The sequence below is a fragment of the Paenibacillus glacialis genome (assembly GCF_001637205.1).
Classification (GTDB): Bacteria; Bacillota; Bacilli; order Paenibacillales; family Paenibacillaceae; genus Paenibacillus_AQ; species Paenibacillus_AQ glacialis.
Genome location: NZ_LVJH01000056.1, coordinates 1 through 23,850, shown reverse-complemented (window position 1 = coordinate 23,850; position 23,850 = coordinate 1). Strand labels below are relative to the sequence as shown.

Genomic DNA, 23,850 nt, shown 5'->3' with positions numbered 1-23,850 from the left:
AAGCACTCACCCTGCATGACGCCGGCCGACAGTCGCTCAGGGCGGAAGGTGACTCACTGCAGCCTCCCGTAGCAGGCGGGGCCGCGGCTCTGTCCGCAGTGTGGCCGGTGACCCTCTCAGGTCGGCTACGCATCGTCGCCTTGGTGAGCCGTTACCTCACCAACTAGCTAATGCGCCGCAGGCCCATCTATAAGTGGCAGATTACTCCGCCTTTCAGTATCTCTTCATGAGAAGAAATAAATTATCCGGTATTAGCTACCGTTTCCGGTAGTTATCCCAGTCTTATAGGCAGGTTACCTACGTGTTACTCACCCGTCCGCCGCTAAGTCATTTTGGAAGCAAGCTTCCAAAATGACTCCGCTCGACTTGCATGTATTAGGCATGCCGCCAGCGTTCGTCCTGAGCCAGGATCAAACTCTCCATATAGTAGATCGTTTCAAATCAACTTTACAGCGATTTGGAACGATCTATGAAAAGAGCGATATGCTCATTTAAAACAAACTGACGAGAAATTTCTTTCTCTATCAAATGATTTCTCATTTGTTTTGATTTCACTTTCATGAAATCTACTCACTCGTTGTTCAGTTTTCAAAGACCAATGATTTCGTTTTTGTTAGCACCGATTGTTCTCGGCGACAACTTCTATATCTTATCATGTCCGGTTCGATAATGCAAGGACTTTTTTTAAACATCCTTTAAGCATTTTCATTTCTTAACTGAGTACTTCTTGTCCTCTCAGTTTCCGGATTTACAATATAACACGCCTTTCTATGTCTATGCAAGTTATAAATATTTACAATTGGGTTGCTGGCATAATACAGATCTTTCTTGAAGACTCGATAAGGTTAATTCTGAAAGGCTTAAATTCTAGCTATATAATGAAGTAATAACTTCGTAATCCTACGATCACTACAAATTCAAATGCTATCATCTGAGATAATTTTGGTTATGAACAGCCTTATGAGCACTATCCTAGTTACGCAAAACACCCCCCGTACCCATTTATTCAATGGATGCGAGGGGATGAAATTTAATAATCATGTTATCTACAAAGCAGGAGCCTTTTCCCCATCCTGTCTAGAAATCGCAAACAAAGCTACCCATATCAGAACAAATCCAAGAACTTGCGTCTGAGTGACGACAATGTCGAATACAATCCAATTGATAATCACGCCCACCATTGGAAAACTCAACTCCGCAAGTGTAGCTACTGAGGCTTTGGTAGTCGTCAATCCTTTATAATAGACCAGTAAGCTGAGTAGTCCAGGTAATAATGCTTGCCCCAACAGATTAACAGCAACTGCAATCATAGCAGTCGATCCTGTTGGTAAATTCCAAATTCCACCCTCGCCCCAGGAGATAACGAGTAGTAACGGTAATGCAAGGATGAATCTCATCGAAGCTACTGTCTCATATTTCATCTGTCCGACCATCAGGCGACCCATCACGGTTGATCCTCCCCACAAAGCCGCTGCTCCGAGAGAAAGTAAGCTTCCCACTTGAACGAAGTCATTCCAATGTCCTACAGGAAATTCAAATCCGAAAGTAAGTAAATACGTTCCAAAAAGTGCTAAAGGAAACAAGAGCGAGAAATTTTTCGGTAATCGTTCCTTCAATAACATTCTCGCCATAATAATTGCGAACAGTGGTTGTAACTTCTGAAGTAACAACACAGCGTTAAGATTCCCATTAGCGAGACCCATTGTAAACAGAATCGTCGCTATCGCTGATCCACCCCATGATATAAAAAGTAGCGCAACAGCATGCCGCATACGTAATCCACGTAGCTCATGGCGGTTCTTCCATAACACCGGAGTAACAAACAAGGCGATAATAACATGCTCAAGCAATACAATCTGGGTTGAAGTCAGTGAATCCAATAAAATAATCCGGAATAAAGGATCTACCCCCCACAAAGCCGCCCCTAATACCACTAGCCAAAATCCACTCTTTGAACGTTTCTCACTTACTAAACTTGAATTCACACTCTCCATCTTCTCTGTCCCCTTCATCTGAATATGGGGTCTTACAGCAGAAATCCCCCGTGATCGACGAATGTCGACATTACGAGGGATGATCAAATAAGCTTGCGGGCAGCAAAAAAAACCACGTCATGCATTATTTTTGATCTTCTCCCATCCGGACTTTACCGTCGGCCTTGGAATTCCACCAAGTCAGTCGCCATCATTAATTCATGAAAGACGAGTCGCGGGCTATAAGTTCATATATGATGAAGTATCAAGCCCAGTTGCACTAGGCATAACAATTCATGATAGAAAGAACTCTCACCGCCGGTCAGGAATTTCACCTTACCCCGAAGATCCATATTCAATTTTATTTGTATTTTGTATAGGATGTCATCATCATACAATAACAATAGCTACCTCTCTATTAAAATCGTCACAATGAAATTAGTCAATGATTTGTTTCTGTAAAATCAATTTAAATTTCCAAATGCTTGTTTTCAACGCTTACTTATAAGGATTTCAGAATCAAAAAAAATAGTTGTCTCATGGTGCAACATTTCTCTATTATTTTCCATCTATAGTTATAGAGGTGATACACATGAAAAATAAAAAAATTAAGTTTAATACTACTAAGACTGCTATTGCTTGTGGTATCTTGGCAGCATCGCTGTCTTTTGGTACATCTGCTCTAGCCTTCACAGATCTATCGGGTAACCCTGCAGAGGCCAAAATTAATGCTCTTCAAGCGTCAGGGGTTATTAACGGCGTTACTCATGATTTATTTGCTCCTAAATCTAAAGTGACGTACGCTCAAGGTATTCAGATGATCGTCAATGCTTTCGATCTAAGACTGAACGATAAACAATCTAATGCAAGTCACTACCTCACCAAAGTGGCTGAAAAAGCTTGGTATTCTAAAGCCTTCATAATCGCTCAGCAGAATGGACTATCTGTCGATAAGATGGTTAATCCTAATGACACAATGACCCGTGCCCAATTTGCACACTTAGTTCACCAAGCACTCATGACCAAAGGAAACTTCCCAGTAACCCTAATGTTCTTTAACATCTCTGACGGTGAAAAACTCCCTCAAGATGTTTCAAACAGCTTACAAACATTATTGAACTTGAAACTTATCTCTTTGAGTGACGATGATAATTTCCGTCCTAACGAAGCCATTACCCGCTCCGAAGCAGCTGTATTGATATATGATGCTTCCGAGTTCGCTAAAAAAATTGTTCCTGAAAAAGATATCGTTACACCTACAAAGTCCTACGAGGCCATTGTTGCGTTAGAAAAAGCTGCAGTTGGCGTTAACAAAGTATCCCTTACCGTTGATAATCTTCCTAACTCAGGTTATACGACCTCCATTAACCGTATTGAATTTGGCAAAGATCTGACTGCAACTCTGTACTTCAATATCAATCAACCCGATCCTGGCCAAATGAATTTACAAGTTATCTCTAAATCTACTGCCGTTACTTATGTACCTTCCAATTATAAAGTAGTGGCAAAATACGAGACTTCTTCCGTAGTAGTAACTGATCCTTTCTCTTTGCTACTTCCTTACGGCGAAGCTCCAACCACTCCAATAAAGAATCCTGAGGATCTAATCGCCAAGTAAACAAGAAATAAGTAAGGTAGAACTTGTACTTTCTTATATTGTGAACAAGCTCCTGGTTACTTATAACTAAAGAAGACTCCCGCCCAAATGGCAGGAGCCTTCTTTATGCGTATTCGTAATTTCACTCACTTGTTATCATACGACGTATTCACGATATTTCTCTACAACCATCGGCCTGCACTCAATATTTAAGCGAGTACCTTCGGGATCGTAAACGGTAGATATCACATGGGCATGTTCATTCAGATATGAGACCACTTGTCCCTGTTCGTACGGAATAATCATTTCGCAATGAATATAATCTTTAAAGATATGGGAAGAAATGACGTCCACAAGTTCAGATAGACCTACTCTCGGTTTCGCAGCAAGGTAGATACTCCGTTCCTTCACTACAGGAATCGTACAATCCACCATATCACACTTGTTATAGGCGAGAATGGTCTCGATATCAGTAATGCCTATTTCTTGTAACGTGGTATCTGTAATCTCCATCAAGTTCTCATACTCGGGATTCGAATAATCAATGACATGAACCAGTAGATCCGCCTCTGCCACTTCTTCAAGCGTAGAACGAAACGCCTTAACCAGATGATGCGGAAGTTTACTTACAAATCCAACGGTATCCGTCAGTAGAAAGGATTTATTATCTTTGAGACGGATCTTACGAACCGAAGTTTCGAGTGTTGCGAACAACATATCTTTTTCAAATACCAACTTCTCGCTGGAGGGACTTAACGACTGTACCAAAGCATTCATAATCGTTGATTTGCCAGCATTGGTGTATCCAACCAGCGATACTACGGGAAGTTCGTTTCTTTGACGCTTTTTGCGTTGGGTTTGACGCTGAGATACAAGGATCTCTAGCTCTTTATTTAAAGCACTGATCTTATCCTCAATTCGGCGACGATCAAGCTCCAGCTTCGTCTCCCCTGCTCCCTTGTTTTTGGTCCCAACACCACCGCCTTGTCGACCCAAGGATTCACGTAATCCGATTAGTCTAGGTAACATATATTGCAGTTGCGCGACTTCGACCTGAAGTTGTGCTTCTCTTGTCTTAGCCCGCTTCTCAAATATATCCAAGATGAGAATGGTACGATCGATCACTTTACATTGTAATTCTGCTTCCAAGTTACGAATCTGAGATGGAGACAATTCATCGTTAAAAATAACCATGTTCGCCTCTTGCATATCATACAACGCCTTAACCTCTTGCACTTTCCCTTTACCAATATAATGAGAGTTGTTCACACGTTCTAAGTTCTGCACCAGCTGTCCTACAACTTCTACATGACATGCGGAAGATAAGTTCCTCAATTCCTCCATCGAGTACTCAAAGTCCTCCTGATGTTTCACATTAACGCCTACTACAATTGCTTTTTGTTGTTGTTCCATAGTGAAATCCTCCATTACGTTCAAAATAAAAAACCGCAGGCTGATCTCCTGTGGTTAAGCGAACGAGATATATCCATCATTACCCACATGAACACCTTTGATATGCACTAAGGGTTGTTCGGTCCGTTAAGCCGTGAGTTCTAGGGTCTAGGGGTCTACAGTTGGAATACCGTATCAAGGACTTGAAGTAGTCTTGAGACAATTGTTATCTATGGAAAACAGTATGGTTAAGCCCTATCATACTTGGCTAACCATACTTATCATATCCAATAAGACAACAAAAAGAGGGTGAATTGTCCTCCCTCTTTATCCATGCAGATATTACCAATAAATGGTGTTCTCTAGAAATAAATAGACCAATCCCGTTCGCTCTGCACAAGGAGCAGAGCCTTTGCACTATTCAATTAGTGGCACAAAGTGTGGTAACGGAATTTATCATTCATCTTCGAGAACCCTCCGATCATTATAGTTGTTTCCATATTAACACATTTCATCCTATCTCACAATTAGGTTAGACAGCGCAGCACTCCTCTTGTTGATTTTTGAAACAATAAGCGCATAATAGAAACCATTGTAATAACTTCAATGTCTGGAGGACGCCTTATTGAATGCCGATCTTTTACTTCTGATACAGCAGTTTGAACGTGCTTCTCTACTTCTAACCTGCTTATTCTTTCTAACGCTTATTCCACAGTTCAAGGAAATTTTTCAAAAGGATGTCCACAACCCTAAACATCTGATCATTCTGTCTTCTATATTTACCCTGTTTGCTATTGTGGGGACTTATTCGGGTATTAATGTAGAAGGCTCCTTAGTTAACGTTCGAATCATCGCAATTATGTCTGGAGGGATTCTGTTCGGCCCTGTTGTGGGGATCAGTACCGGCGTTCTCTCGGGGGTACACCGTTATCTCATCGATATCCATGGCGTCACCTCCTTACCTTGTCTCATTGCAAGTATCATTGCAGGAGTTGTTGCAGGATACATCCACCTGAAAGTTTCCAAGAACAAACAATGGATTGCTGGTATTATCGCAGCAATGTTATGTGAAGCATTAACTATGGTTCTGATTCTGATATTGGCCGAACCTCATTCCCTTGGCGTAGATATTGTATCTAAAATTGCTGCACCACTCATTCTAGGATCAATTAGCGTAGGTCTAATCGTCCTACTGATACAAGGAGTAGAGGGCGAAAAAGAGACTATTGCAGCTAAGCAAGCCAAGTTAGCGCTCGATATTGCGAATAAGACCTTGCCCTATTTCCGTTCCATTAATGAGAAGTCCCTGAATACCATCTGTGAAATCATTCGAGCAGATATTCAAGCAGATGCGGTCGCTATAACGGACACCAAGAACATTCTAGCTTATGTAGGGATGGGCTCTGAATACTATAATCTTGGTAACGAAATTCTTAGCGACGAGACGAAGGCAACTATCCAAAGTGGAGAAATAACGATACGAAATCATGAGGAACAGAATAAGAACCCTTCCATTAAATCACTCATTATTATTCCTCTTTGGGAGAAGAGTGAGGTCACAGGTGCACTAAAAATTTATTACCGTATGCCTCAACAGATTACATACCCTCTACAGACGATGGCGATTGGACTATCTCAGATTATCTCGACCCTAATGGAAGTGTCCCGTATTGAGCAGGTGAAAGAAATGGCCAATAAAGCTGAGTTAAAAGCACTGCAATCTCGTATCAATCCGCATTTCTTATTCAACGCGTTGAATGCGATTATTTCTTCGATCCGTATCAATCCAGATAAGGCAAGGGAACTCATCGTCAATTTGTCAGGCTATTTGCGGTACAATCTAGAGTTAAATGATCCATTTATTGATATTACCAAAGAGCTCCAACAGGTTCGGAATTATGTGGAAATAGAAACCGCGCGATTTGGAAATCGTCTGCAGGTCATTTATGATATTGATGATGTTAGCGTCACAATCCCCAGCCTTATCATCCAACCCTTAGTCGAGAACGCCATCGTTCATGGCATACTGAAATCTAAAGGCGTTGGAACGGTAACGATTAGAGTTAAGGATGAGGGTAATCATGTCAGAATATCCATTGAAGACACGGGCGTCGGCATCGACGAAGCCATCATCAACAACATCTATACAGGACAAGTCCCAGAGAACACAATTGGTCTCTACAATGTTCATCAACGTGTGAAACTCATATATGGCGAGGGATTAACGATTCGCAGACTAGATAAAGGTACACTCATACATTTTGCAATTCAGAAGGAGATCCGATGAAAGCTATTCTAGTGGAAGATGAATACTTGGCGCGAGAAGAGTTGGAATACTTAATTACAACACATAGTGATATTGAAATCGTTGGGCGGTTCGAGGATGGGATCGATGCACTTAAGTTTGTGCAGGACACGCAGGTGGACGTTATTTTTCTAGATATTAATATCCCATCCTTAGATGGTGTTCTACTGGGTAAGAGTATTAGTAAATTCGCTAAGAAACCTTATATCGTCTTTATTACCGCTTATAAGGAACATGCCCTTGAGGCTTTTGAAATCGAGGCTTTCGACTATATACTCAAACCTTACCATGAGGCACGTATTACCTCCATGTTGCAAAGGTTACAAGCCGCTCATGATAGAGATGCCGAAATCACTTATCTACCCACGATAGAACGAAGTGGAATCAAGAATAAAATCAATCTATGGAAGAACGAAAAAATTATGGTGACGGATATTGATGATATCTATTATGCATCTGCTCAAGAGAAAGTGACCCTCGTATATACAAGAATGGACGAATATTCGTTACACATGAGCATCTCGGAGTTCCACAATAGTCTCCCGCAAGAACTATTTTTCCGTTGTCATCGCTCATACATCATCAACATTACTAAGATTAGAGAAATCATTCCTTGGTTTAATAATACTTATCTTTTAAAAATGAAAGATCTTGAATATGAGGTCCCTGTTAGTCGTAGTAATGTCAAAGAATTTCGGCAGATTATGAATATCTAAATGCATTCGGTACCGTTTTCATTGCATCTCATGCCATAACCGACCATCCAACTTCTACAAGGTCTATAATTCGGTTATAAGGTTACATTAACATCATGAGACTATGAGAAAGAAGGCCACCTCTATGAAAAATACACCTATGAATCGTTGGCTTATCGTACTTGGTACTATAATCGTTCAGATGGGTCTTGGGACAATCTACACCTGGAGTTTATTCAATCAACCACTCGTCACTAAGTTCGGCTGGGACCTCAGTTCTGTCGCGATGACCTTCTCTATTACTAGCTTTTCGCTGGCTATTTCTACACTTGTTGCAGGTAAATTGCAAGATAAATTGGGCATTCGTAAGCTGATCTCGATCGCAGGATTGGTACTTGGCCTTGGTCTTATCGCAAGCTCACAGGTAAATTCATTGTTCCTCATATATCTACTAGCTGGCGTAGTCGTTGGATTCGCAGACGGTACTGCATATATCACTTCATTATCTAATCTGATTAAATGGTTCCCGAACAAAAAGGGTCTAATTTCCGGAGTGTCTGTGGGTGCTTACGGTATGGGTAGCTTGATTTTCAAATATATCAATTCTGGGTTTATCAGTTCAGTAGGTGTATCGCAAGCGTTCCTAATATGGGGAGTTATCGTGATGATCATGGTTATATTGGGCGCTCAAATGATACGTGAAGCTCCCGTCGCTGATCAGACCAGTTCGACTCAACTTTCTCATAGTGAAGACAAGAATTTCACAGTCAAAGAAATGCTAAGAACCAAAGAAGCTTATCTCTTGTTCATTGTCTTCTTTACCGCATGTATGAGTGGGTTGTATCTTATTGGTATTGTAAAAGACATCGGGGTGCAATTGGTTGGACTGTCTGTTGAAAGCGCAGCGAATGCAGTAGCTATGATCGCCATCTTTAATACAGCTGGACGAATTATTCTTGGTGCTCTATCGGACAAGGTAGGTCGGTTACGCGTCGTCGCTGGTGCTTTATTTGTTACTACGCTTTCAGTACTTGTGTTGAGCTTCGTCCCATTAAACTATGGAATATTCTTTGCTTGCGTGGCAGGAATTGCCTTTTGCTTCGGTGGTAACATTACCGTATTCCCTGCGATTGTCGGAGATTTCTTCGGTCTGAAGAATCACAGCAAGAACTACGGAATCATCTACCAAGGGTTCGGGCTAGGTGCATTATCCGGTGCATTCATTGCCTCCATCACAGGAGGATTCAAACCAACATTTATCGTCATTGGAATTCTCTGTATCGTCTCTCTTATTCTGATCACCTTTCTTAAACCTCCTGTTCGAGGTGAAGTGAAGAAGAAACGGATGCATTTGAAACCAGATGGTAAGTTAGTATAATCATTCTAAGCATGATGAATAACGAGATCGCGTCAATAAGACCTAATCTCTTAAGAACAATGTCCTTCTGTCCACTATGGATAGGAGGATTGTTGTTTCTTTAGCTTATACAATAACATCAATTACGGCGATCTTACGATCTTACCCGCGCGAGTAGTCACTCATACGTCAAATCAAGTGAAGTAGTCTTTGCAAAACTCACTTCCATCCTGACTTTACAGTTAGACCTTAAATAGCTGCCACCTTCTACCTCTATTCTGTACTCAGAGAATCCTAGAATTTCCCCTACATAATCTATGTGTTCCTCATAGAAAATCTCTACTATACATTTAGAATCTAAACAATACGCTAACTGCTCGGAAGTTAATATAATTCTCCACGCCTGTTTAATTTTTGCCAATTCCTACCGACCTCCATGAATAGATCAAACTCTCCCAACCTATGTCTTTAGTTGGAGTGCATCCTGATCTAAGAATAGAAACGATTATAACTCTATTGAATATAGTACAAAATATACCATACAACTATTGTTAAAAGGTTAATTTAAACAAATATTTAATAGACTGGGAAAATGGACCTTCTCTTAATAAGTTATTCAATACATAAACGCTATTCATCTGGTTTTGTTACATGGTTTTAAAAAAATATTTAATGAGATTACCTATTAAGTGGTTATCTTACTTCACCTGTGGTTGCAGCACAGATTAGTAACGAAGTAGGAAGCTCTATATCCCCAGCGAGTGAAGCAGTAGCTTTGTTCCATCGTCGATTCATATTATAAAAAAGACCAGAATGAAGGTCACTTTTCTCACAAAGTGTCTATCTTTCTGGTCTTTTGAATCTTAGAACATAGCCTTTTTCAATTTCTGTACATAGAGGGCTCTAATAATAATAAAGTAGACGACTTGCACGATGAAGTAACCCACTACCGCGGTTAAAGAGGATCGTATTGTGGTAACTATTCCTAGTTCTGGACCAATAAGTTCCACCGTAATAATGGCTCCAAGCGATGCGATGAATAACGGAAGAAAGAATAGAACAGCAAGTTGGATCGAGGCTGATCGACTCATCTCTTGTTCTGTCAGACCTATTCGCGATAACGACTGATACATACGTTGATCAGACTTTAAATCGCTGTACAGTTTGAAATACAAGAAACTAACGGATGACACAGAGAACATAGCGGCAATAAAGATCCACACGAATTTAATGATGCTAAATTCTTGTTTCATTTGTAAGTAGTCCATGGCACGAAGAGAGGTGTATCCTAAGTCTTTATTCATGATCGTGTTGATCTCTCCAGTGACCTTCAACTCCTGTGAATTCTCCTGCGGCAAATGATCATTTGACCATTCTGGTATGATATAAAATACGGTAGCAGATGGTGTCTGAGCATTCGGACTACTCAATACTTGCTCATACAGATCGTTAAATCGCTCATCAGACAAAACGACTAATCGAGCCTCATAGATCTCCGGAATCGCTGCCGATTGTTGCATCAACACATCGAATGAAGAGGATGTATTAAATGTGAGCGTTGGATACGTTGTAAAGCCTGTTGTTTGCTTTTCCCCCGTACGTGTATACGTATTCGAAGCATTGTTAATAAGAATGGCCTCTTGATCCTTTAGGACATCAACACCAGGGAGATTGTAAACCTCAACTAATTGCTTGTAGCTCGACAAACGCATTAATCCGAACAAGCCAGAAGTCTCCTCTTCAAAATTCACATGTAGGCTTTCAAATTGTATTTGGTCATACTTAATTTCGTTGCTATCTAAGATCTGATCGATTCTCAATATATCCTGATCCCAATTGGGGGTTACCGTATCATATGATTTATATTGAATCGCGAACGGATTGTTGGTGAATTCTCGTTTGTTCTGAGCGTCTCCACTCAATACAATACTTAGGAATCCGCAAGCCATCGCTGTCACGACTGTGATGATGAAGAAGATACGTGCACTGTCTTTGATTTTGTAAGCCATCTCTGACAGCCAGAGTAGATTGACTCCACGGTAAAAGAAAGCCTGACTACGCTTCATAAGACGGATCATATACACACTTAGCTGTGTGAAAAAGAAGTACGTACCGATGGTCCCTAAACCAAGCACGAATATATAAGTCTGACCAATATCCTTCTGCGCTAGGAAAAAAGCACCTCCGATACAGGCTGCCGACAGGAGTGACAGGAATATCGATGCTTTCGGCTCTGTTTTGGGTTTGCTACTCCCTTTCAGTAATTCCAGCGTTTGTTGCTTACGCAGAAACAACGTCGTTGTGAACGAGATGATAATAAAGAGTGCTGCAAAGGCTCCTGCTGTTAACCCTATCGCTTGCGTTGGGAAATAAAAGTTCAGTCCTTCAAGACCCGTCATTTCGGTGCTTAGCAATAAGAAGAGTTTGGAAAATAATAGACCGAAACCTAGACCACTTACAATGGAAAGTGCTCCGATGATTAGATTCTCCATAAACACAATGGTATATATCTGAGATTGCTCCGCACCAAGTATCGTTAATATGCCAAATTCCTTCTTCCTCGCCTTGAGAAAGGAACTAATCGAATACAGGACAAAGAAGAATGAGAAGAAGAAAATAACGTATTCTGCGGCTTGCATCCCCTTTTGAATGGACATCCCAAGTTCGTCACCCAGCAGTGCAGGATGAAACATGAAGATCGCATACGAAAAGAAAATCGACACTGAGAATGTGCTACAGAGAAAGTATGCCACATATGCACGTGCATTACGGGTAACATTGTTCCAGGCGAATTGACTAAATGTCACGTGTCTCGCCCCCTAAGAATGACAACGTGTTAATGATCTCTTGATAAAATGTCTGTTTATTCTCTCCGCGACGTAATTCATTATGAAGTTGACCGTCTTTGATAAAAATAATACGCTGACAATAGCTTGCAGCAACCGGATCATGCGTCACCAAAAGGGTCGTTGTATGATCTTCGCGATTCAACGTCTCCATCATTCGCATGACATTACGAGCCGAGTTCGAATCCAGATTACCGGTAGGCTCATCCGCAAGTAATAATGAAGGCTTATGAATGACGGCTCTAGCAATTGCTGCGCGCTGACGCTGACCACCAGATATCTCATACGTGCGTTTATCCAGAATATCTGCAATCCCAATTCGTTCAGCAATCTCTTCTACACGTACATTCATCTCAACGACACTTTTACGATCAAGCGATAACGGTAAGATGATGTTTTCTTTCACTGTCAATGTATCGAGAAGATTGAAGTCTTGAAACACAAGTCCGAACTCACGGCGACGAAACGACGCTAGCTCTTTCTTCGATAAACCTATTGTTTGTTTATTATTGATGCGTATTTCGCCTGAAGTCGGTGTATCAATCGTGGAAATCAAGTTGAGTAACGTCGTCTTCCCGCTTCCCGACGGTCCCATAATGCCTACAAATTCTCCCTGCTGTATCGTAAATGTGATATCTGATAATGCTTTATAAGATACTTTACCGTTATATATCTTACTTACTTGATTAAGTTGTAATGTCTCCATATTCAATCACTCTTCCCTTCAGTTGTGTTACATATAACTTACCGTAATCACATATAGGGGTCGACTTGTTAACCTTACACTTTCCTTACATCCATGTAAGATAAGTCTCTTGGTGCAGCAAAGGTCATACGAATCGTTGTCCCTGACCCTTGAACCGACTTCGCGTCAATCGTATGTTTTAAGCGACGACATATCTCTTTAGCCATATATAGTCCCATTCCTGTTGACTCACGGTACAATCGCCCGTTCTCCCCTGTGAAATGTGCATCAAATATGCGAGGAATATCCTGTGGTGCAATGCCAACACCGTAATCTTCGACTTCGATTACAACCAAGTTATCTTCACTAGACAAACGAATATCTAGATGATTGGATTCCATGGAATAACGTACCGCATTCGTTACGATCTGAGAGAGGATAAAAGCTAGCCACTTCTTATCCGTTATGATGATCAAACCTTCCTCTCCGTGAACGGACGGATACAACTCATTTTTAATCAATAGACGCCGGTGATCACGTAATACTTCATTTAACAGCTCAAGCATATCCGTTGGTTCGAGAAAGAAGTCCAGTTCAAAGCTCTCTAGACGTGACATATACAAGACCATATCAAGCCCCTTCTCCATCCGATCTAGCTGCTCCTGGATATCTACAAATATCGGATCGGGTCGCCCTTTAACCAGTAGATTCGCAACCGATAGCGGGGTCTTCATTTGATGAACCCATTGATTCATAAACAAGATATGCTGTTTCTGGTGCGACTCAAACTGTTGTACGTCTTGTATATATAGCTGGTATTGCTTATGTAATAATGCCTCAGTCCGCTTGGCTGCATAAGTGTTAGCTTTCAGTTGCAAGGTATCATCAAGCTTATTCATGGTCTCTACTTGAGATAGAAGCTTATAGAATGAACGATTTTGAACATAACGAACAATTAAATAAAGACCTAGTACGACAAAGCCAAGCAAGAAAATATACATGAGTAATGATATATTTGTGAATCCTGCTAGCCAAAGAACTGAGAGTAGTAAGCATAATTGCAGAAGATTCATAGCGATCAGCATCAGGTGATCTTTTACAAAAAGCTTCATGTATCGTCTCCTATCTTCAGCCTGTACCCTACCCCTCGGATCGTTTCGATCGATTGTTCGAGACCCATGACCTCAAGACTCTTCCGTAATCGTGTAACGTAGACATTAAGTGTATTCTCCCCTACGTAACGATGATCATCCCATAGCGCATCCAGTAAAAAAACGCGACTCACCACTTGATTAGCATGCTCCATGAATAGCGATAGTAAGGTCGTTTCTTTGAAACTGAGTTCTACTGTGACACCATTATAGGAAAGTTCCTGTGTATCCACCTTCAAGCTCAATTCCCCAGCCATTATGGTGGTCGGAGCCGACGCATAATCTCCATACGCTCGTCTTAATTGGCTTTCTACTTTCGCTAGCACCACTTCCGGATAAAAGGGCTTCGTGATGTAGTCATCCGCTCCGTTCTGTAATGCTACGACTTGATCCATCTTATCTGCACGTGCAGAAATAAAGAGAATTGGACAGGTCGATACGGTGCGAATCTGTCTGCACCAGAAGAATCCATCGAATTTCGGTAAATTCACATCGAGCAGAACCAAATGTGGCTTAATCTCTTTGAACTGTTCCAGCACGGTCCCAAACTCTGTAATCGCGTGAACCTGATAGTTATATTTCTCTAAGTGTTCCTTCAGTAATTTCCGTAACTGAGGATCATCTTCAACGATTAAGATCGTCTGCATCATCATCACTCCTTCAAGTCGTTCTTTGTACCGAGGATAACCTAGGAAGTGAAAAGGCGCAAGCGGCTTGTCCCACCCGGGCATAACCTTACATCGTTGTAAGAAAAGTGTAATCTTAATCTATCGGAACTCCTGATGCGATAATGGTAAGGTTTAAGTCTAACCTTTACTAAATATACGACTTAGGCGGTCATCAGAAAGGAATTCCCTTATGAAAAGAATGATTACTCTTGATGTTCTGCGCGGATTCGCGCTGCTAGGCATTATCTTTATTAACATTGAGCAAATGGTTGATGTGAATAGTGACTTTAGTGCACTCGATCTCATGCTCTTCAAAGTGTCGTTCGTCGCAATCGACCACAGATTCTTTGTTATCTTCTCCTATCTATTCGGTGTAGGGTTCTATATCTTCACTTCTAGAGCCAAGGCTAAAGGACAAAGTCCTATAAAGCTATTTCTCCGTAGGCTACTTATTCTACTCATCTTCGGGGCTATTCATCATATCTTTCAACCCGGAGAATCACTATTGATTTATGCGATTATAGGGTTCTTACTTATTCCGTTCCACCGTGCCAAACCTACGATCGTGCTATCTTCCGGGTTCTTCTTCACCATAGCAGGCTGCTGGTTGGGCTTCCCCGTTCTTATTCTCGGCATGTTCTTGCTCGGACATTGGACAGGCCAAATCGGACTATTCGAAGATCCTGAACGCTACAGAAGAGGCTTGAGACGAACACAAATCACAACATTCGTGTTAATCGTTCCGATGTATTTCGTTCAAGAAATGATTCTGAATGAATCAGGTATGTTAGACGTTGCACTAGCGGTGGGTGGACTTCCAGTCAGCGTGTTCTATGTCACGACGATTATCCTACTCATGCAACGAAGCTCCGTGCAGCGTCTACTCACGCCGTTAGCCAATTTGGGTAGAATGGCACTGACTAACTATCTATTACAGACCGTTATTATTCTTACACTCGCACATTCCCTCAACTGGTTCGGTAATGTGCATCGCTCTGCACTCTATCTAACGGCTGTTCTTATCCTTATAGGACAGATAATCGCCAGTACACTTTGGCTGCGTCGCTTTAAAATGGGGCCTATTGAATATGTATGGCGTGTCGGGACATACTGGAAGGTTAAATTGTAGCTGGATATTGAAAAAAACACACAGGAATCCAGCAGATGGAATCCTGTATGTTCTTTGTCTTGGAGTATCTGGACCACTTACAACTCTGAAATGGTAACTCGAATCAGATCATAACAAGGATCAGATACGAAAAATTACTATCTAAGATTTCCCTAATGAATCAACACAAAGCCACATGCTCCTACTGCTTTAAGGGCAGTTACATGTGACTTTGTGTGGCTGCTATCAACTGCGTTTAACTAAGTTGATAGGAGGTTAGTTTCCCACAGAGATTCTATCATTTATTAAAGGATATAGGTTCCCCAATCGCGTCCCAATCTTTATGATAGTACCAGTTGGAATAAGATGATTCATCCTTCGAATTCAACTCTCCTTCTTCATAACTTGAAGTATATTGAACATCGAATTCACCATCGTCATTGTCATCAAAGATAATGGCTATATCAGGGTATCCTTCGGACTTATATTTCTTCAAATAATCTTCTTGAATTACCTCCTTGTCGAACTCTTCACTATTGACTAACTCCTTACTCCTATGAAACAGATCCATCCGATCTGCCTCGTCTATATCCTTATATAAGGTATAAATGATTTCAATCGTTGTGGGTCTAAACTGAACAGCGACATTCTTCACAAAGGTCTTGGAGTTCTTCACGTCCTTCATGAATGCCTTCACTTGATCTGTTGAAATCTTAGAAGCCGAAGTACATCCCCCCACAACAAAAAGAACTAGTATTATTACTACCGCTATGAAATGTCTCATGTCTTATTCTGACCACCTTTATTTGAAATACATGAACCCTCCACCCAAACTTTTATTTCCCACAATGGCATCAAAATGTGTTCTGTAATTTATACTTCGACGCTCACCCCATGTCGATACTGCAATCCATCGGCTGTCCGTTGAATCACGATAGTACTTGGTAATCGTCATCCAATGCCATTCATAATTATAGTCAGACCATTTAGATAAATTCAGTGTTGCTACAGGAGAATTGATAGTTAATCCTGCTTTCACATAATTAGCTGTATTATCTAACGTGAAGGAGGAATTATCTAACACTCTACTTAGCTTAACCTTCTTATCTGCAGCGTACTTCTCCACTGCTGATGCAAACCCACTGACAGATATTTCACCTAATAAACCAGGGGATACATAATCGTATAATGTATTCATATGTGTTAAAAAGTTGGTCTTAGAAAGCGTGCTTCCAGTGTATAGCGCACCATACGTTGCTGGATTTTTATTCGTAGCTATGATGATCGTTCCACTCGTCCAGGTATATATTTTAGAACTCTAAACCTTTTATAAATACAATCTTTACTCCGATAATCTGATTATCTTGATTCTTTGCGATATAAGCCCCATAGGTACCATCTCCCATACCTGTATGTGACACGACGCCCCCATCTAACACGCCAGCTTCATGCCCACTCTCGGTAATATCACAACAAGATAGATACCAATCACTATCTGTATCAGTGTTAGTATCCGTATCCTGAACATCGGAATCAGGAATTCTATACTTGTTGATATCAAATATCCCAGCCTGCCCACTATCTACGCCAACGATAAATGAACACTTCACCCATTCCAAATGTTCCACTTGTTCCGCGACTGAATTATGGTAAGCCGTTAATTTGGAACATGCTTCGCCCCAATCTCTCACTTCCGTCTTCTCCACTTGACCAAGCCAAGTTCCATTTAAAACATTGTCTAGGACACCCATAATAATGGTATCCTTATTGAGTTCATAACAAGGATCAGATACAACCAATTGGCCGGAATTAAGTTCGAAATTGCCTAATTTAATATGCATAGGAGTTCCTCCGATATATGAGTAGTTTTATATAGTGAGATTATAGCATAGGTATATCAGACGAATAGTTTAGCTATACGAATCCCCGTGTATTTCACCTCGAAATTAGGTATTGGTAAAGGAACTGTACTCTCTCAAATCACCCCAACGAATCGGCATAATGAAATTGATTTTGGGAAATCAGAAGGGAATGAATCCCTATGAGTATATGTTCGCACGAAAAAACGTACCGACATAGCGATTCGCAAGGTGCGATGGACATGTTCGCTGTCCATCTCAAAAGAAAGTATTGACGCGAGATAGAGAAGAACATAAATAAAGGCGACTTTTCATTCAGAATTGAATGGGAAGTCGCCTTTATCAATTTAAATAATATGTTTTTCAGTGGCCTGGCTCATTATGATGAGTTCTGGTTCTTGATTTCAGTTATTATGCACAACATTCATTTTGAATTTAATGAGGAACATTTTTAATCGTCATTATTGTTATCGTCATCATCGTTGTCATCATGATCATCAAAATCTTTATCAACAGAAACAATCTTAGCCGTCTTCGCATCCACCTTAACTTCAGCTGTTCCTCCATCTATCTTTAATTCGACTTCATAGACCAGTCTACCGTCATCACGATCAAGATCAACTTCGATAACTGTTCCTTTGAGATAATTCACTGCGACAGCACTTGCTTTACTAGCTCCAATATTGGAACCACTCGCGGTAGATGTAGCATTCGTATATTTATAATCGTCTTCTTTGTCATCGTTGTCATCATGGTCAGTTCTAACCCCTAGAGACTTACCTGTATACGCCTCTATTAATACGTCAACATCCTTCTGTCCTTGATCGATCTCGACCTTGTAATACACCTGAGTATTATACTTCTTAAGCTCAATACTCTCTACCTGACCCTTCGCTACAGCAAGTGCTTTTTGTTCCGCCATCTCAATTCCAATAAATTGCTTCTGTGTGTTGTTACTTGTGCTAGAATTTGCAGCTTGTACACTTCCTACTCCGTATACTCCACCGATTGCAACAATAGCTAGTAAAGCACCAGCACCTATTTTCTGTTTCATCTTCATTTTCAACTTCCTCCTCATATGTTACTTTCTTTAATAATCTAAATATACCCTTATTAAATGAGAGCAAAGAGATAACAACATTAGAATCTGATGAGAATGGCGTGTTTACACTTATGTGTGAATGATTGCTCTTCTAATCGTCTTGGCTATCCTCGTTGTCATGGCTGTCATTGTCGTCCCAAGTCACCGACATGATAACACCCGAGATCCCATTCACCTGTACTACGGCTTCACGTCCATCGTCTGTATCAATCTCCACAAGATAATATCCACTTTCATCCTTTCCTCTGAACTCCATTTCCTGAACAGTACCGGGTACCTGCTTAAGAGAAAGAGCGATGGCTTCGTCACCGGTAATCAAAGCTGTTGATCCTTTATCCGTATCTATAGTATGATTCTTGGTTGGCTCAACCACGTCAGGTAGTATCGCATCAGGAACAACAACTTCCAATCGTTTAATCGAAGTGATTGCCCCCTTATCCGTATCTGCCCTCAGCTCGTAAAGACCCTTCACCCTCTGAACCTGTATGACATATGCATCATTCTCAAGCAGTGTACTCACAACCTCACCTGGATACTGTACTAACACCCCCCGAACGACTTCCTCCTCTGATAAAAGAACAGGTGAGCTAGCCCATGGTTTCCACACTATTCCAATCGTTGCTAATCCCAGAAGAATCAGCACAACGACCGACATCCGTACGATCCTCTTGTTCATTCGTGATCACCTCCGTTCATATATCCTTAATATAAAGGCATTTGGTTAGAATACGATGAGAACTAGCATGCTAGCTGATCTTAGATACTTCTCTTTGTATCCATATCTCTGCAGTCGTCCCTACCCCTTCGGCACTATGAAGCTCAATACGTACTCCGATCGCTTCTGCTATCTCTATAGCTAGGGAAAGACCAAGTCCTACGCCCCCACCCTGTCTATTTCTTGCTTCATCCACTCGGTAAAATCGATCAAACACAAGAGGTAACTTATCGCTCGCAATCCCAATTCCACGATCAACAATACGTATATAGCCCTCACCCTCTAATGATCCAACTTCAACTAATATACGATCTTCACTATACTTCTGAGCATTATCCAAAAAGATAAACAACAGCTGCTTCAATTTATTCTCATCACTATAACCGAACACTTCTTGTTGCCCATCCACATGGATCTCCCTGCCATAAGCATTTCGGAATGCTTTAGCTGACCCCATCGCTAATTCCGAGAGATTCAATGTTTCCATGCTAATATTCCATTGCTCCTTATGCTTAGCAAGTAATAGAAGTTGTTCCGTCATTTCTTTCATTCGAATCGCTTCCGAATGAATGGCTTCAATGGATTCATTGAATAGTTCTGGGCGATCCAGTCCTCTTCTTTTCAATAGATTGGCATAACTCTCGATAATCGTCAGAGGTGTCTTAAGTTCATGCGATGCATTGGATACAAATTGTTCTTGGCTTTTATAATTATTCTCAAGGAGCTCTATCATATCATTAAATGTCATACCCATTTCCATCAGCTCATCTTTGGATTGACCCTCTAGCACCAACCGATTGAAACGCCCACTACGCCGGATTTCTTTCATCGTAAGGGTCATCGCACTTATCGGATTCATAATAACTCGACCCAGTAAGCGAATAGAGAACAGTACGGGGATAAGCGCAATGCATGTAACGACGATAAGCACGACTCGTAGAACCTGAAGCGTGTCCATTGTGCCTTGCATACTTTCCGTCACTTGAACATTCATCACCTCGCCATCCGACCAGATCACCGGAATGGATACCATGACATATCTCTGATCTACTTGAACCCGTGCGCTTGTGTCATATATGGCCTTCCGCTTACTGAGATCTTGTTGAGACCCTGAAGTAACGGGAGCAAGACTCGTCCCATCTGGTCCGATCATTCGAATCATTCCGTCAACGGGCACATACCCACGCAATAAATCTTGTGTGGGAATCTTCCCAGCTGCCTGACGCATGCCGTTAGCAATTTGTAGCGTCTGAGCTTCTACACGATCTATTTGATTATTGACTGACAATTTATTAAACATATAGTAAGTTGCTAAATTCATCACAATCAGTAATATGGCAAATAGAACAGACGAATATAAATGTATTTTGCTACGTAGTCTCATGGACTATCCTTCAGAACATAACCGACACCACGAACCGTATGAATGAGATCAGGCTCGCTAGCACGATCAATCTTTTTGCGCACATAACGAATGTATACATCAATCACATTCGTATCTCCGAAATAATCGTAACCCCATACGGCAGACAATATCTGTTCTCTGCCCAACACCTGCCGCTGGTTCTTAAGAAGATACACGAGTAAATCGAATTCACGTGGGGTTAGATCAATCGTATCATTTCCTCTAAACACTTCCCTCGTGCTTTCGTTCAACTTCAAATTGCCAACACTCAGCCACGGCTCTGAGATCACTTGCTCCATCTGAAGAGAACGCAATCTTAAAGCAGCACGCACACGAGCGAGCAGTTCTTCAATGACAAACGGTTTAGTAATATAATCGTTAGCCCCTAGATCAAGACCTGACACCTTATCTTCAATGGAACCTCTCGCTGTCAGAAGTAAAATAGATATTTGTGAATCGTTAACCCTAATTTTCCTTAGCAACTCAATCCCACTCATCCCTGGAAGCATCACATCTAACAGAATAAGATCTATTCCACCCGCACGGTACATTTCCAGCGCATCTAATCCATTTCCGGCCTTAGCCACGCGATAACCTTCAGATTCCAACTCAATTTCAAGAACCCTAGCGATTCTTTCTTCATCCTCTACAATCAGTATGTATTCACTCAATGCTAACGCCCCCGTTCTGACCTCGTATGATGACATGTTATCATAATTCATCCCGTATTTTATCACAAGAAGGCTATGCACCCGACAATAAACTCGATGTGCATAGCCAACTTTAATAGCATATCCATTATTCATACTCTTTTAGTACATATACCTTATATAGTGATTTGAGGGATTCAAATCTGCATTTCATCCAAAAGTTATCTATATAAAGTCAAAAGGTTGTATCATGCTTATATAGAGTTTTAGAATAAAGCGAATGGAAATGAGGGGTGTATCATTTATGTATAAAGTGGCTATTTGCGATGATGAGGAAAAACAAAGAGAGCTTGTCAAAAGCATCCTGATTACTTTGTCGATAAAAACAAATATAGAGTTTGAAATCGAATTATTCGGCTCGGGAGAGCAGTTGGTATCCTATTATGAGCGCCATGAAAATCCATTCCATATTCTGATTTTGGATATTGAAATGGGTGGGATAAACGGAATTCAAACAGCCAAAAAAATAAGAGGGTTAAATAACCTGGATGAACAAATTATATTTCTGACAAGCTACCCTAAATATATGGTGGAAAGTTTCGACGTCATGACATTCCAGTATTTGATAAAACCCATTGCCCCCTCGATCTTGGAGGAGAAAATCATCAAGCTATGCCAATACTTTCAAGCACTTGATAAAAAGTTTATGGTCATCAAGTCAGCCTATGAAGAAGTCGTTATAAAATATGATGACCTCATTAGTATTGAAGCTGCCAAAAGCTTAACCATAAAAAGCAAACTACATTTTATTACCTCTAATCAAACCTATGAAAGCAAAGGCACCATTTCTGATTATGCTTTGGCCTTAAAAGACTGTAACTTCTTGCAAATCCATCGTTCCATTATTATTAACTTGCTTCATGTGAGGAAGTTTGCTAGCGGAGTTGTTCTAATGTCCAATGGGTTGGAGTTACCCATAGGCCGTTCTAAAATTAAAGAAGTTAAAGATGTTTACACCAAATTTATGATTATGAAGGTCGATTGATATGATTCAAAATAATTTTCTTATTGTCTTTAGCATCGTACTTGTGATGGGCGTTCAAGTTAATTTTTTCTTCAACTCGGTGTTTGATAAATCAGCTAAAAAACATAACCGATTCATTTACTTCATTATCTTTGGGTTGCTCGATTACCTATATCTAGTTATTCCTGTCTCTCTTATTTTATCTTCGATTCTATCTTTGCTTGTGATATTTAGTTTTGCGCAATCTTATAAAGTAGAATTTAAAACCAAGTTCACTTTTTCTATACTTTACTGTGTTTTAATGTCTCTCTCTCATTTTATATCCCTTTATCTTTTTTATACCCTAGATTCCGTTGACTTTAGCTTTGACCCTGTAAATGAACAAGATCAAATCGCCTACACGAAAGCTATTTTACTCAGTAACATGATCATGTTTGCTGTCATTCAGATCATACGACTACTTGCAAAACGCCGAAGTTTCTCTTTGCATTATCGTTACCACGTATTATTTTTGGTTATTCCTATCGTAAGTATATACCAACTGGATATTCTAACTTATAAGAACGTCTATTCTTTCATTACAGTCATTGGATTTCTTTTCTTAAACGTTATGATTGTCTTTATTTTTGATAATATCATTGATAAATTTCAATTCATGCATAAGAATACTCAGCTGCAACATCAGATGGACTATCAAGATGCGAATTACGAAAAAGTCGTTCACAGCTTCAAATCGATTAAAAGAATCATTCACGATACGAATCAACAGTTTTTGTATATCGAAGAGTGTATTAAGCGAAATGAGTTAGCAGCAGCCCTGGAACATATTAAGACTACATTAAATAAAGTCGAAGGAGCCTATCAACGGGTGAATACGGGGAATCTGGTTATAGATGCCCTTGTCACAAATACGCTTAATATTGGACAAGCCAATGGCATAAGAATAGATACAAAGCTTAACTTATGTTCACAAGAAATCCATATTGACCGTTATGACTTATGTGTTGTCATTGGAAATATGCTAGATAACGCAATAGAAGCTTCTAAAAAGATAAAAATCGCAGAAGATAGGTATATTCTTATCAAAATACATTCTACCGAGTCTACCCTTCTCATTCACATCTTGAATCATAAGGAGAACGAAGTTGCCCACTTACACAGCCACAAACCAAACCCGGAATTTCATGGTATTGGATTAACAAACATAGCTAGAATCTGCGACAAGTACGGTGGTCATATGACCATTGAAACGAAACATAACGAATTTAATAATATGGTCTTACTGCCATTTTAAACGAACAATCCTTAGACAACATGT

The 23,850-nt window shown here is 40.5% G+C and carries 21 protein-coding genes, 1 rRNA gene and 1 riboswitch; of the genes, 7 read left to right on the top strand and 15 right to left on the bottom strand.

Features of this window, described 5'->3' with window-relative positions; genetic code table 11:
• Positions 1-426, bottom strand: a 16S ribosomal RNA gene (locus tag PGLA_RS28625); the annotation flags it as partial.
• A gap of 620 nt (positions 427-1,046) precedes the next feature.
• On the bottom strand, positions 1,047-2,012 hold the full coding sequence (locus PGLA_RS20925) for a DMT family transporter (protein WP_068536611.1): 966 nt from the start codon (positions 2,010-2,012) through the stop codon (positions 1,047-1,049).
• A 111-nt stretch (positions 2,013-2,123) separates the two neighbouring features.
• Positions 2,124-2,326, bottom strand: a riboswitch (FMN riboswitch).
• A 239-nt stretch (positions 2,327-2,565) separates the two neighbouring features.
• Between PGLA_RS20925 and PGLA_RS20920 the strand changes: the two genes are divergently transcribed.
• Complete coding sequence (locus PGLA_RS20920; RefSeq protein ID WP_068536609.1) at positions 2,566-3,591, top strand: S-layer homology domain-containing protein; 1,026 nt, start codon at positions 2,566-2,568, stop codon at positions 3,589-3,591.
• Positions 3,592-3,726: 135 nt separating this feature from the next.
• Here PGLA_RS20920 and hflX read toward each other — a convergent pair whose 3' ends face one another.
• The gene (hflX, locus tag PGLA_RS20915; RefSeq protein WP_425415410.1) at positions 3,727-4,998 is read right to left on the bottom strand and encodes a GTPase HflX; all 1,272 of its coding nucleotides are present in this window, start codon (positions 4,996-4,998) and stop codon (positions 3,727-3,729) included.
• A gap of 589 nt (positions 4,999-5,587) precedes the next feature.
• Here hflX and PGLA_RS20910 point away from each other — a divergent pair.
• From PGLA_RS20910 to PGLA_RS20900, 3 genes are all read left to right on the top strand, one after another.
• On the top strand, positions 5,588-7,249 hold the full coding sequence (locus PGLA_RS20910) for a sensor histidine kinase (protein WP_068536605.1): 1,662 nt from the start codon (positions 5,588-5,590) through the stop codon (positions 7,247-7,249).
• On the top strand, positions 7,246-7,983 hold the full coding sequence (locus tag PGLA_RS20905) for a LytR/AlgR family response regulator transcription factor (RefSeq protein WP_068536603.1): 738 nt from the start codon (positions 7,246-7,248) through the stop codon (positions 7,981-7,983). The genes PGLA_RS20910 and PGLA_RS20905 overlap by 4 nt, the downstream gene beginning before the upstream one ends.
• A 124-nt stretch (positions 7,984-8,107) precedes the next feature.
• Positions 8,108-9,340: an L-lactate MFS transporter gene (locus PGLA_RS20900; protein ID WP_068536601.1), complete on the top strand. Its 1,233-nt coding sequence runs from the start codon at positions 8,108-8,110 to the stop codon at positions 9,338-9,340.
• A gap of 157 nt (positions 9,341-9,497) precedes the next feature.
• Here the strand turns inward: PGLA_RS20900 and PGLA_RS20895 are convergent, their stop codons facing one another.
• The 5 genes from PGLA_RS20895 to PGLA_RS20875 form a co-directional block, all read right to left on the bottom strand.
• Positions 9,498-9,740 (bottom strand): hypothetical protein, encoded by a 243-nt coding sequence (locus tag PGLA_RS20895; RefSeq protein WP_068536599.1) that lies wholly within the window; start codon positions 9,738-9,740, stop codon positions 9,498-9,500.
• Between the two features lie 442 nt (positions 9,741-10,182).
• Positions 10,183-12,126, bottom strand: a complete 1,944-nt coding sequence (locus tag PGLA_RS20890; protein WP_068536597.1) for an ABC transporter permease — start codon at positions 12,124-12,126, stop codon at positions 10,183-10,185.
• Positions 12,116-12,871, bottom strand: coding sequence for an ABC transporter ATP-binding protein (locus PGLA_RS20885; protein WP_068536596.1), 756 nt, complete (start codon positions 12,869-12,871; stop codon positions 12,116-12,118). The genes PGLA_RS20890 and PGLA_RS20885 overlap by 11 nt, the downstream gene beginning before the upstream one ends.
• Before the next feature lie 74 nt (positions 12,872-12,945).
• Entirely contained in the window at positions 12,946-13,962 is a 1,017-nt protein-coding gene (locus PGLA_RS20880) for a sensor histidine kinase (RefSeq protein WP_068536591.1), read from the bottom strand.
• A complete protein-coding gene (locus PGLA_RS20875; RefSeq protein ID WP_068536589.1) occupies positions 13,959-14,648 on the bottom strand; it encodes a response regulator transcription factor in 690 nt (229 codons plus the stop codon). Before PGLA_RS20875 ends, PGLA_RS20880 begins: the two co-directional genes overlap by 4 nt.
• A gap of 211 nt (positions 14,649-14,859) precedes the next feature.
• Between PGLA_RS20875 and PGLA_RS20870 the strand changes: the two genes are divergently transcribed.
• Entirely contained in the window at positions 14,860-15,798 is a 939-nt protein-coding gene (locus PGLA_RS20870) for a DUF418 domain-containing protein (RefSeq protein WP_068536587.1), read from the top strand.
• A gap of 277 nt (positions 15,799-16,075) precedes the next feature.
• On the opposite strand, the gene PGLA_RS20865 is transcribed toward PGLA_RS20870, so the two are convergent.
• The 7 genes from PGLA_RS20865 to PGLA_RS20835 all read right to left on the bottom strand — a co-directional run bounded on the left by PGLA_RS20865 (position 16,076) and on the right by PGLA_RS20835 (position 21,529).
• Positions 16,076-16,561 (bottom strand): HD domain-containing protein, encoded by a 486-nt coding sequence (locus PGLA_RS20865; protein ID WP_068536586.1) that lies wholly within the window; start codon positions 16,559-16,561, stop codon positions 16,076-16,078.
• A gap of 18 nt (positions 16,562-16,579) precedes the next feature.
• A complete protein-coding gene (locus PGLA_RS20860; protein ID WP_245700209.1) occupies positions 16,580-16,975 on the bottom strand; it encodes a hypothetical protein in 396 nt (131 codons plus the stop codon).
• Positions 16,976-17,087: 112 nt separating this feature from the next.
• Positions 17,088-17,618, bottom strand: coding sequence for a DUF4241 domain-containing protein (locus tag PGLA_RS20855; RefSeq protein WP_068536585.1), 531 nt, complete (start codon positions 17,616-17,618; stop codon positions 17,088-17,090).
• Positions 17,619-18,087: 469 nt separating this feature from the next.
• Positions 18,088-18,696, bottom strand: coding sequence for a PepSY domain-containing protein (locus PGLA_RS20850; protein WP_068536583.1), 609 nt, complete (start codon positions 18,694-18,696; stop codon positions 18,088-18,090).
• A gap of 133 nt (positions 18,697-18,829) precedes the next feature.
• Positions 18,830-19,414 carry a PepSY domain-containing protein gene (locus tag PGLA_RS20845; RefSeq protein WP_145939635.1) on the bottom strand — a complete coding sequence of 195 codons (585 nt, stop codon included), beginning with the start codon at positions 19,412-19,414 and terminating at the stop codon, positions 18,830-18,832.
• Between the two features lie 70 nt (positions 19,415-19,484).
• Positions 19,485-20,837: a sensor histidine kinase gene (locus PGLA_RS20840; RefSeq protein WP_068536581.1), complete on the bottom strand. Its 1,353-nt coding sequence runs from the start codon at positions 20,835-20,837 to the stop codon at positions 19,485-19,487.
• Positions 20,834-21,529 carry a response regulator transcription factor gene (locus PGLA_RS20835; protein WP_068536579.1) on the bottom strand — a complete coding sequence of 232 codons (696 nt, stop codon included), beginning with the start codon at positions 21,527-21,529 and terminating at the stop codon, positions 20,834-20,836. The genes PGLA_RS20840 and PGLA_RS20835 overlap by 4 nt, the downstream gene beginning before the upstream one ends.
• Before the next feature lie 283 nt (positions 21,530-21,812).
• On the opposite strand from PGLA_RS20835, the gene PGLA_RS20830 reads away from it, so the two are divergent.
• Both PGLA_RS20830 and PGLA_RS20825 read left to right on the top strand, forming a co-directional pair.
• Positions 21,813-22,553, top strand: a complete 741-nt coding sequence (locus PGLA_RS20830) for a LytR/AlgR family response regulator transcription factor (protein WP_068536577.1) — start codon at positions 21,813-21,815, stop codon at positions 22,551-22,553.
• Position 22,554: 1 nt separating this feature from the next.
• Positions 22,555-23,826 carry an ATP-binding protein gene (locus PGLA_RS20825; RefSeq protein ID WP_068536575.1) on the top strand — a complete coding sequence of 424 codons (1,272 nt, stop codon included), beginning with the start codon at positions 22,555-22,557 and terminating at the stop codon, positions 23,824-23,826.
• Positions 23,827-23,850: the final 24 nt, after the last annotated feature.

What these genes read in the sequence shown, in the direction of transcription:
- PGLA_RS20905 (WP_068536603.1), top strand. Translation starts at nt 7,246, where the DNA reads ATGAAAGCTATTCTAGTGGAAGATGAATACTTGGCGCGAGAAGAGTTG.
- PGLA_RS20825 (WP_068536575.1), top strand. Translation starts at nt 22,555, where the DNA reads ATGATTCAAAATAATTTTCTTATTGTCTTTAGCATCGTACTTGTGATG.
- PGLA_RS20845 (WP_145939635.1), bottom strand. Translation starts at nt 19,414, where the DNA reads ATGAACAAGAGGATCGTACGGATGTCGGTCGTTGTGCTGATTCTTCTG.
- PGLA_RS20885 (WP_068536596.1), bottom strand. Translation starts at nt 12,871, where the DNA reads ATGGAGACATTACAACTTAATCAAGTAAGTAAGATATATAACGGTAAA.
- hflX (WP_425415410.1), bottom strand. Translation starts at nt 4,998, where the DNA reads ATGGAGGATTTCACTATGGAACAACAACAAAAAGCAATTGTAGTAGGC.
- PGLA_RS20925 (WP_068536611.1), bottom strand. Translation starts at nt 2,012, where the DNA reads ATGAAGGGGACAGAGAAGATGGAGAGTGTGAATTCAAGTTTAGTAAGT.
- PGLA_RS20830 (WP_068536577.1), top strand. Translation starts at nt 21,813, where the DNA reads ATGTATAAAGTGGCTATTTGCGATGATGAGGAAAAACAAAGAGAGCTT.
- PGLA_RS20850 (WP_068536583.1), bottom strand. Translation starts at nt 18,696, where the DNA reads ATGAAGATGAAACAGAAAATAGGTGCTGGTGCTTTACTAGCTATTGTT.
- PGLA_RS20900 (WP_068536601.1), top strand. Translation starts at nt 8,108, where the DNA reads ATGAAAAATACACCTATGAATCGTTGGCTTATCGTACTTGGTACTATA.
- PGLA_RS20920 (WP_068536609.1), top strand. Translation starts at nt 2,566, where the DNA reads ATGAAAAATAAAAAAATTAAGTTTAATACTACTAAGACTGCTATTGCT.
- PGLA_RS20840 (WP_068536581.1), bottom strand. Translation starts at nt 20,837, where the DNA reads ATGAGACTACGTAGCAAAATACATTTATATTCGTCTGTTCTATTTGCC.
- PGLA_RS20880 (WP_068536591.1), bottom strand. Translation starts at nt 13,962, where the DNA reads ATGAAGCTTTTTGTAAAAGATCACCTGATGCTGATCGCTATGAATCTT.
- PGLA_RS20855 (WP_068536585.1), bottom strand. Translation starts at nt 17,618, where the DNA reads ATGCATATTAAATTAGGCAATTTCGAACTTAATTCCGGCCAATTGGTT.
- PGLA_RS20875 (WP_068536589.1), bottom strand. Translation starts at nt 14,648, where the DNA reads ATGCAGACGATCTTAATCGTTGAAGATGATCCTCAGTTACGGAAATTA.
- PGLA_RS20860 (WP_245700209.1), bottom strand. Translation starts at nt 16,975, where the DNA reads ATGAATACATTATACGATTATGTATCCCCTGGTTTATTAGGTGAAATA.
- PGLA_RS20870 (WP_068536587.1), top strand. Translation starts at nt 14,860, where the DNA reads ATGAAAAGAATGATTACTCTTGATGTTCTGCGCGGATTCGCGCTGCTA.
- PGLA_RS20865 (WP_068536586.1), bottom strand. Translation starts at nt 16,561, where the DNA reads ATGAGACATTTCATAGCGGTAGTAATAATACTAGTTCTTTTTGTTGTG.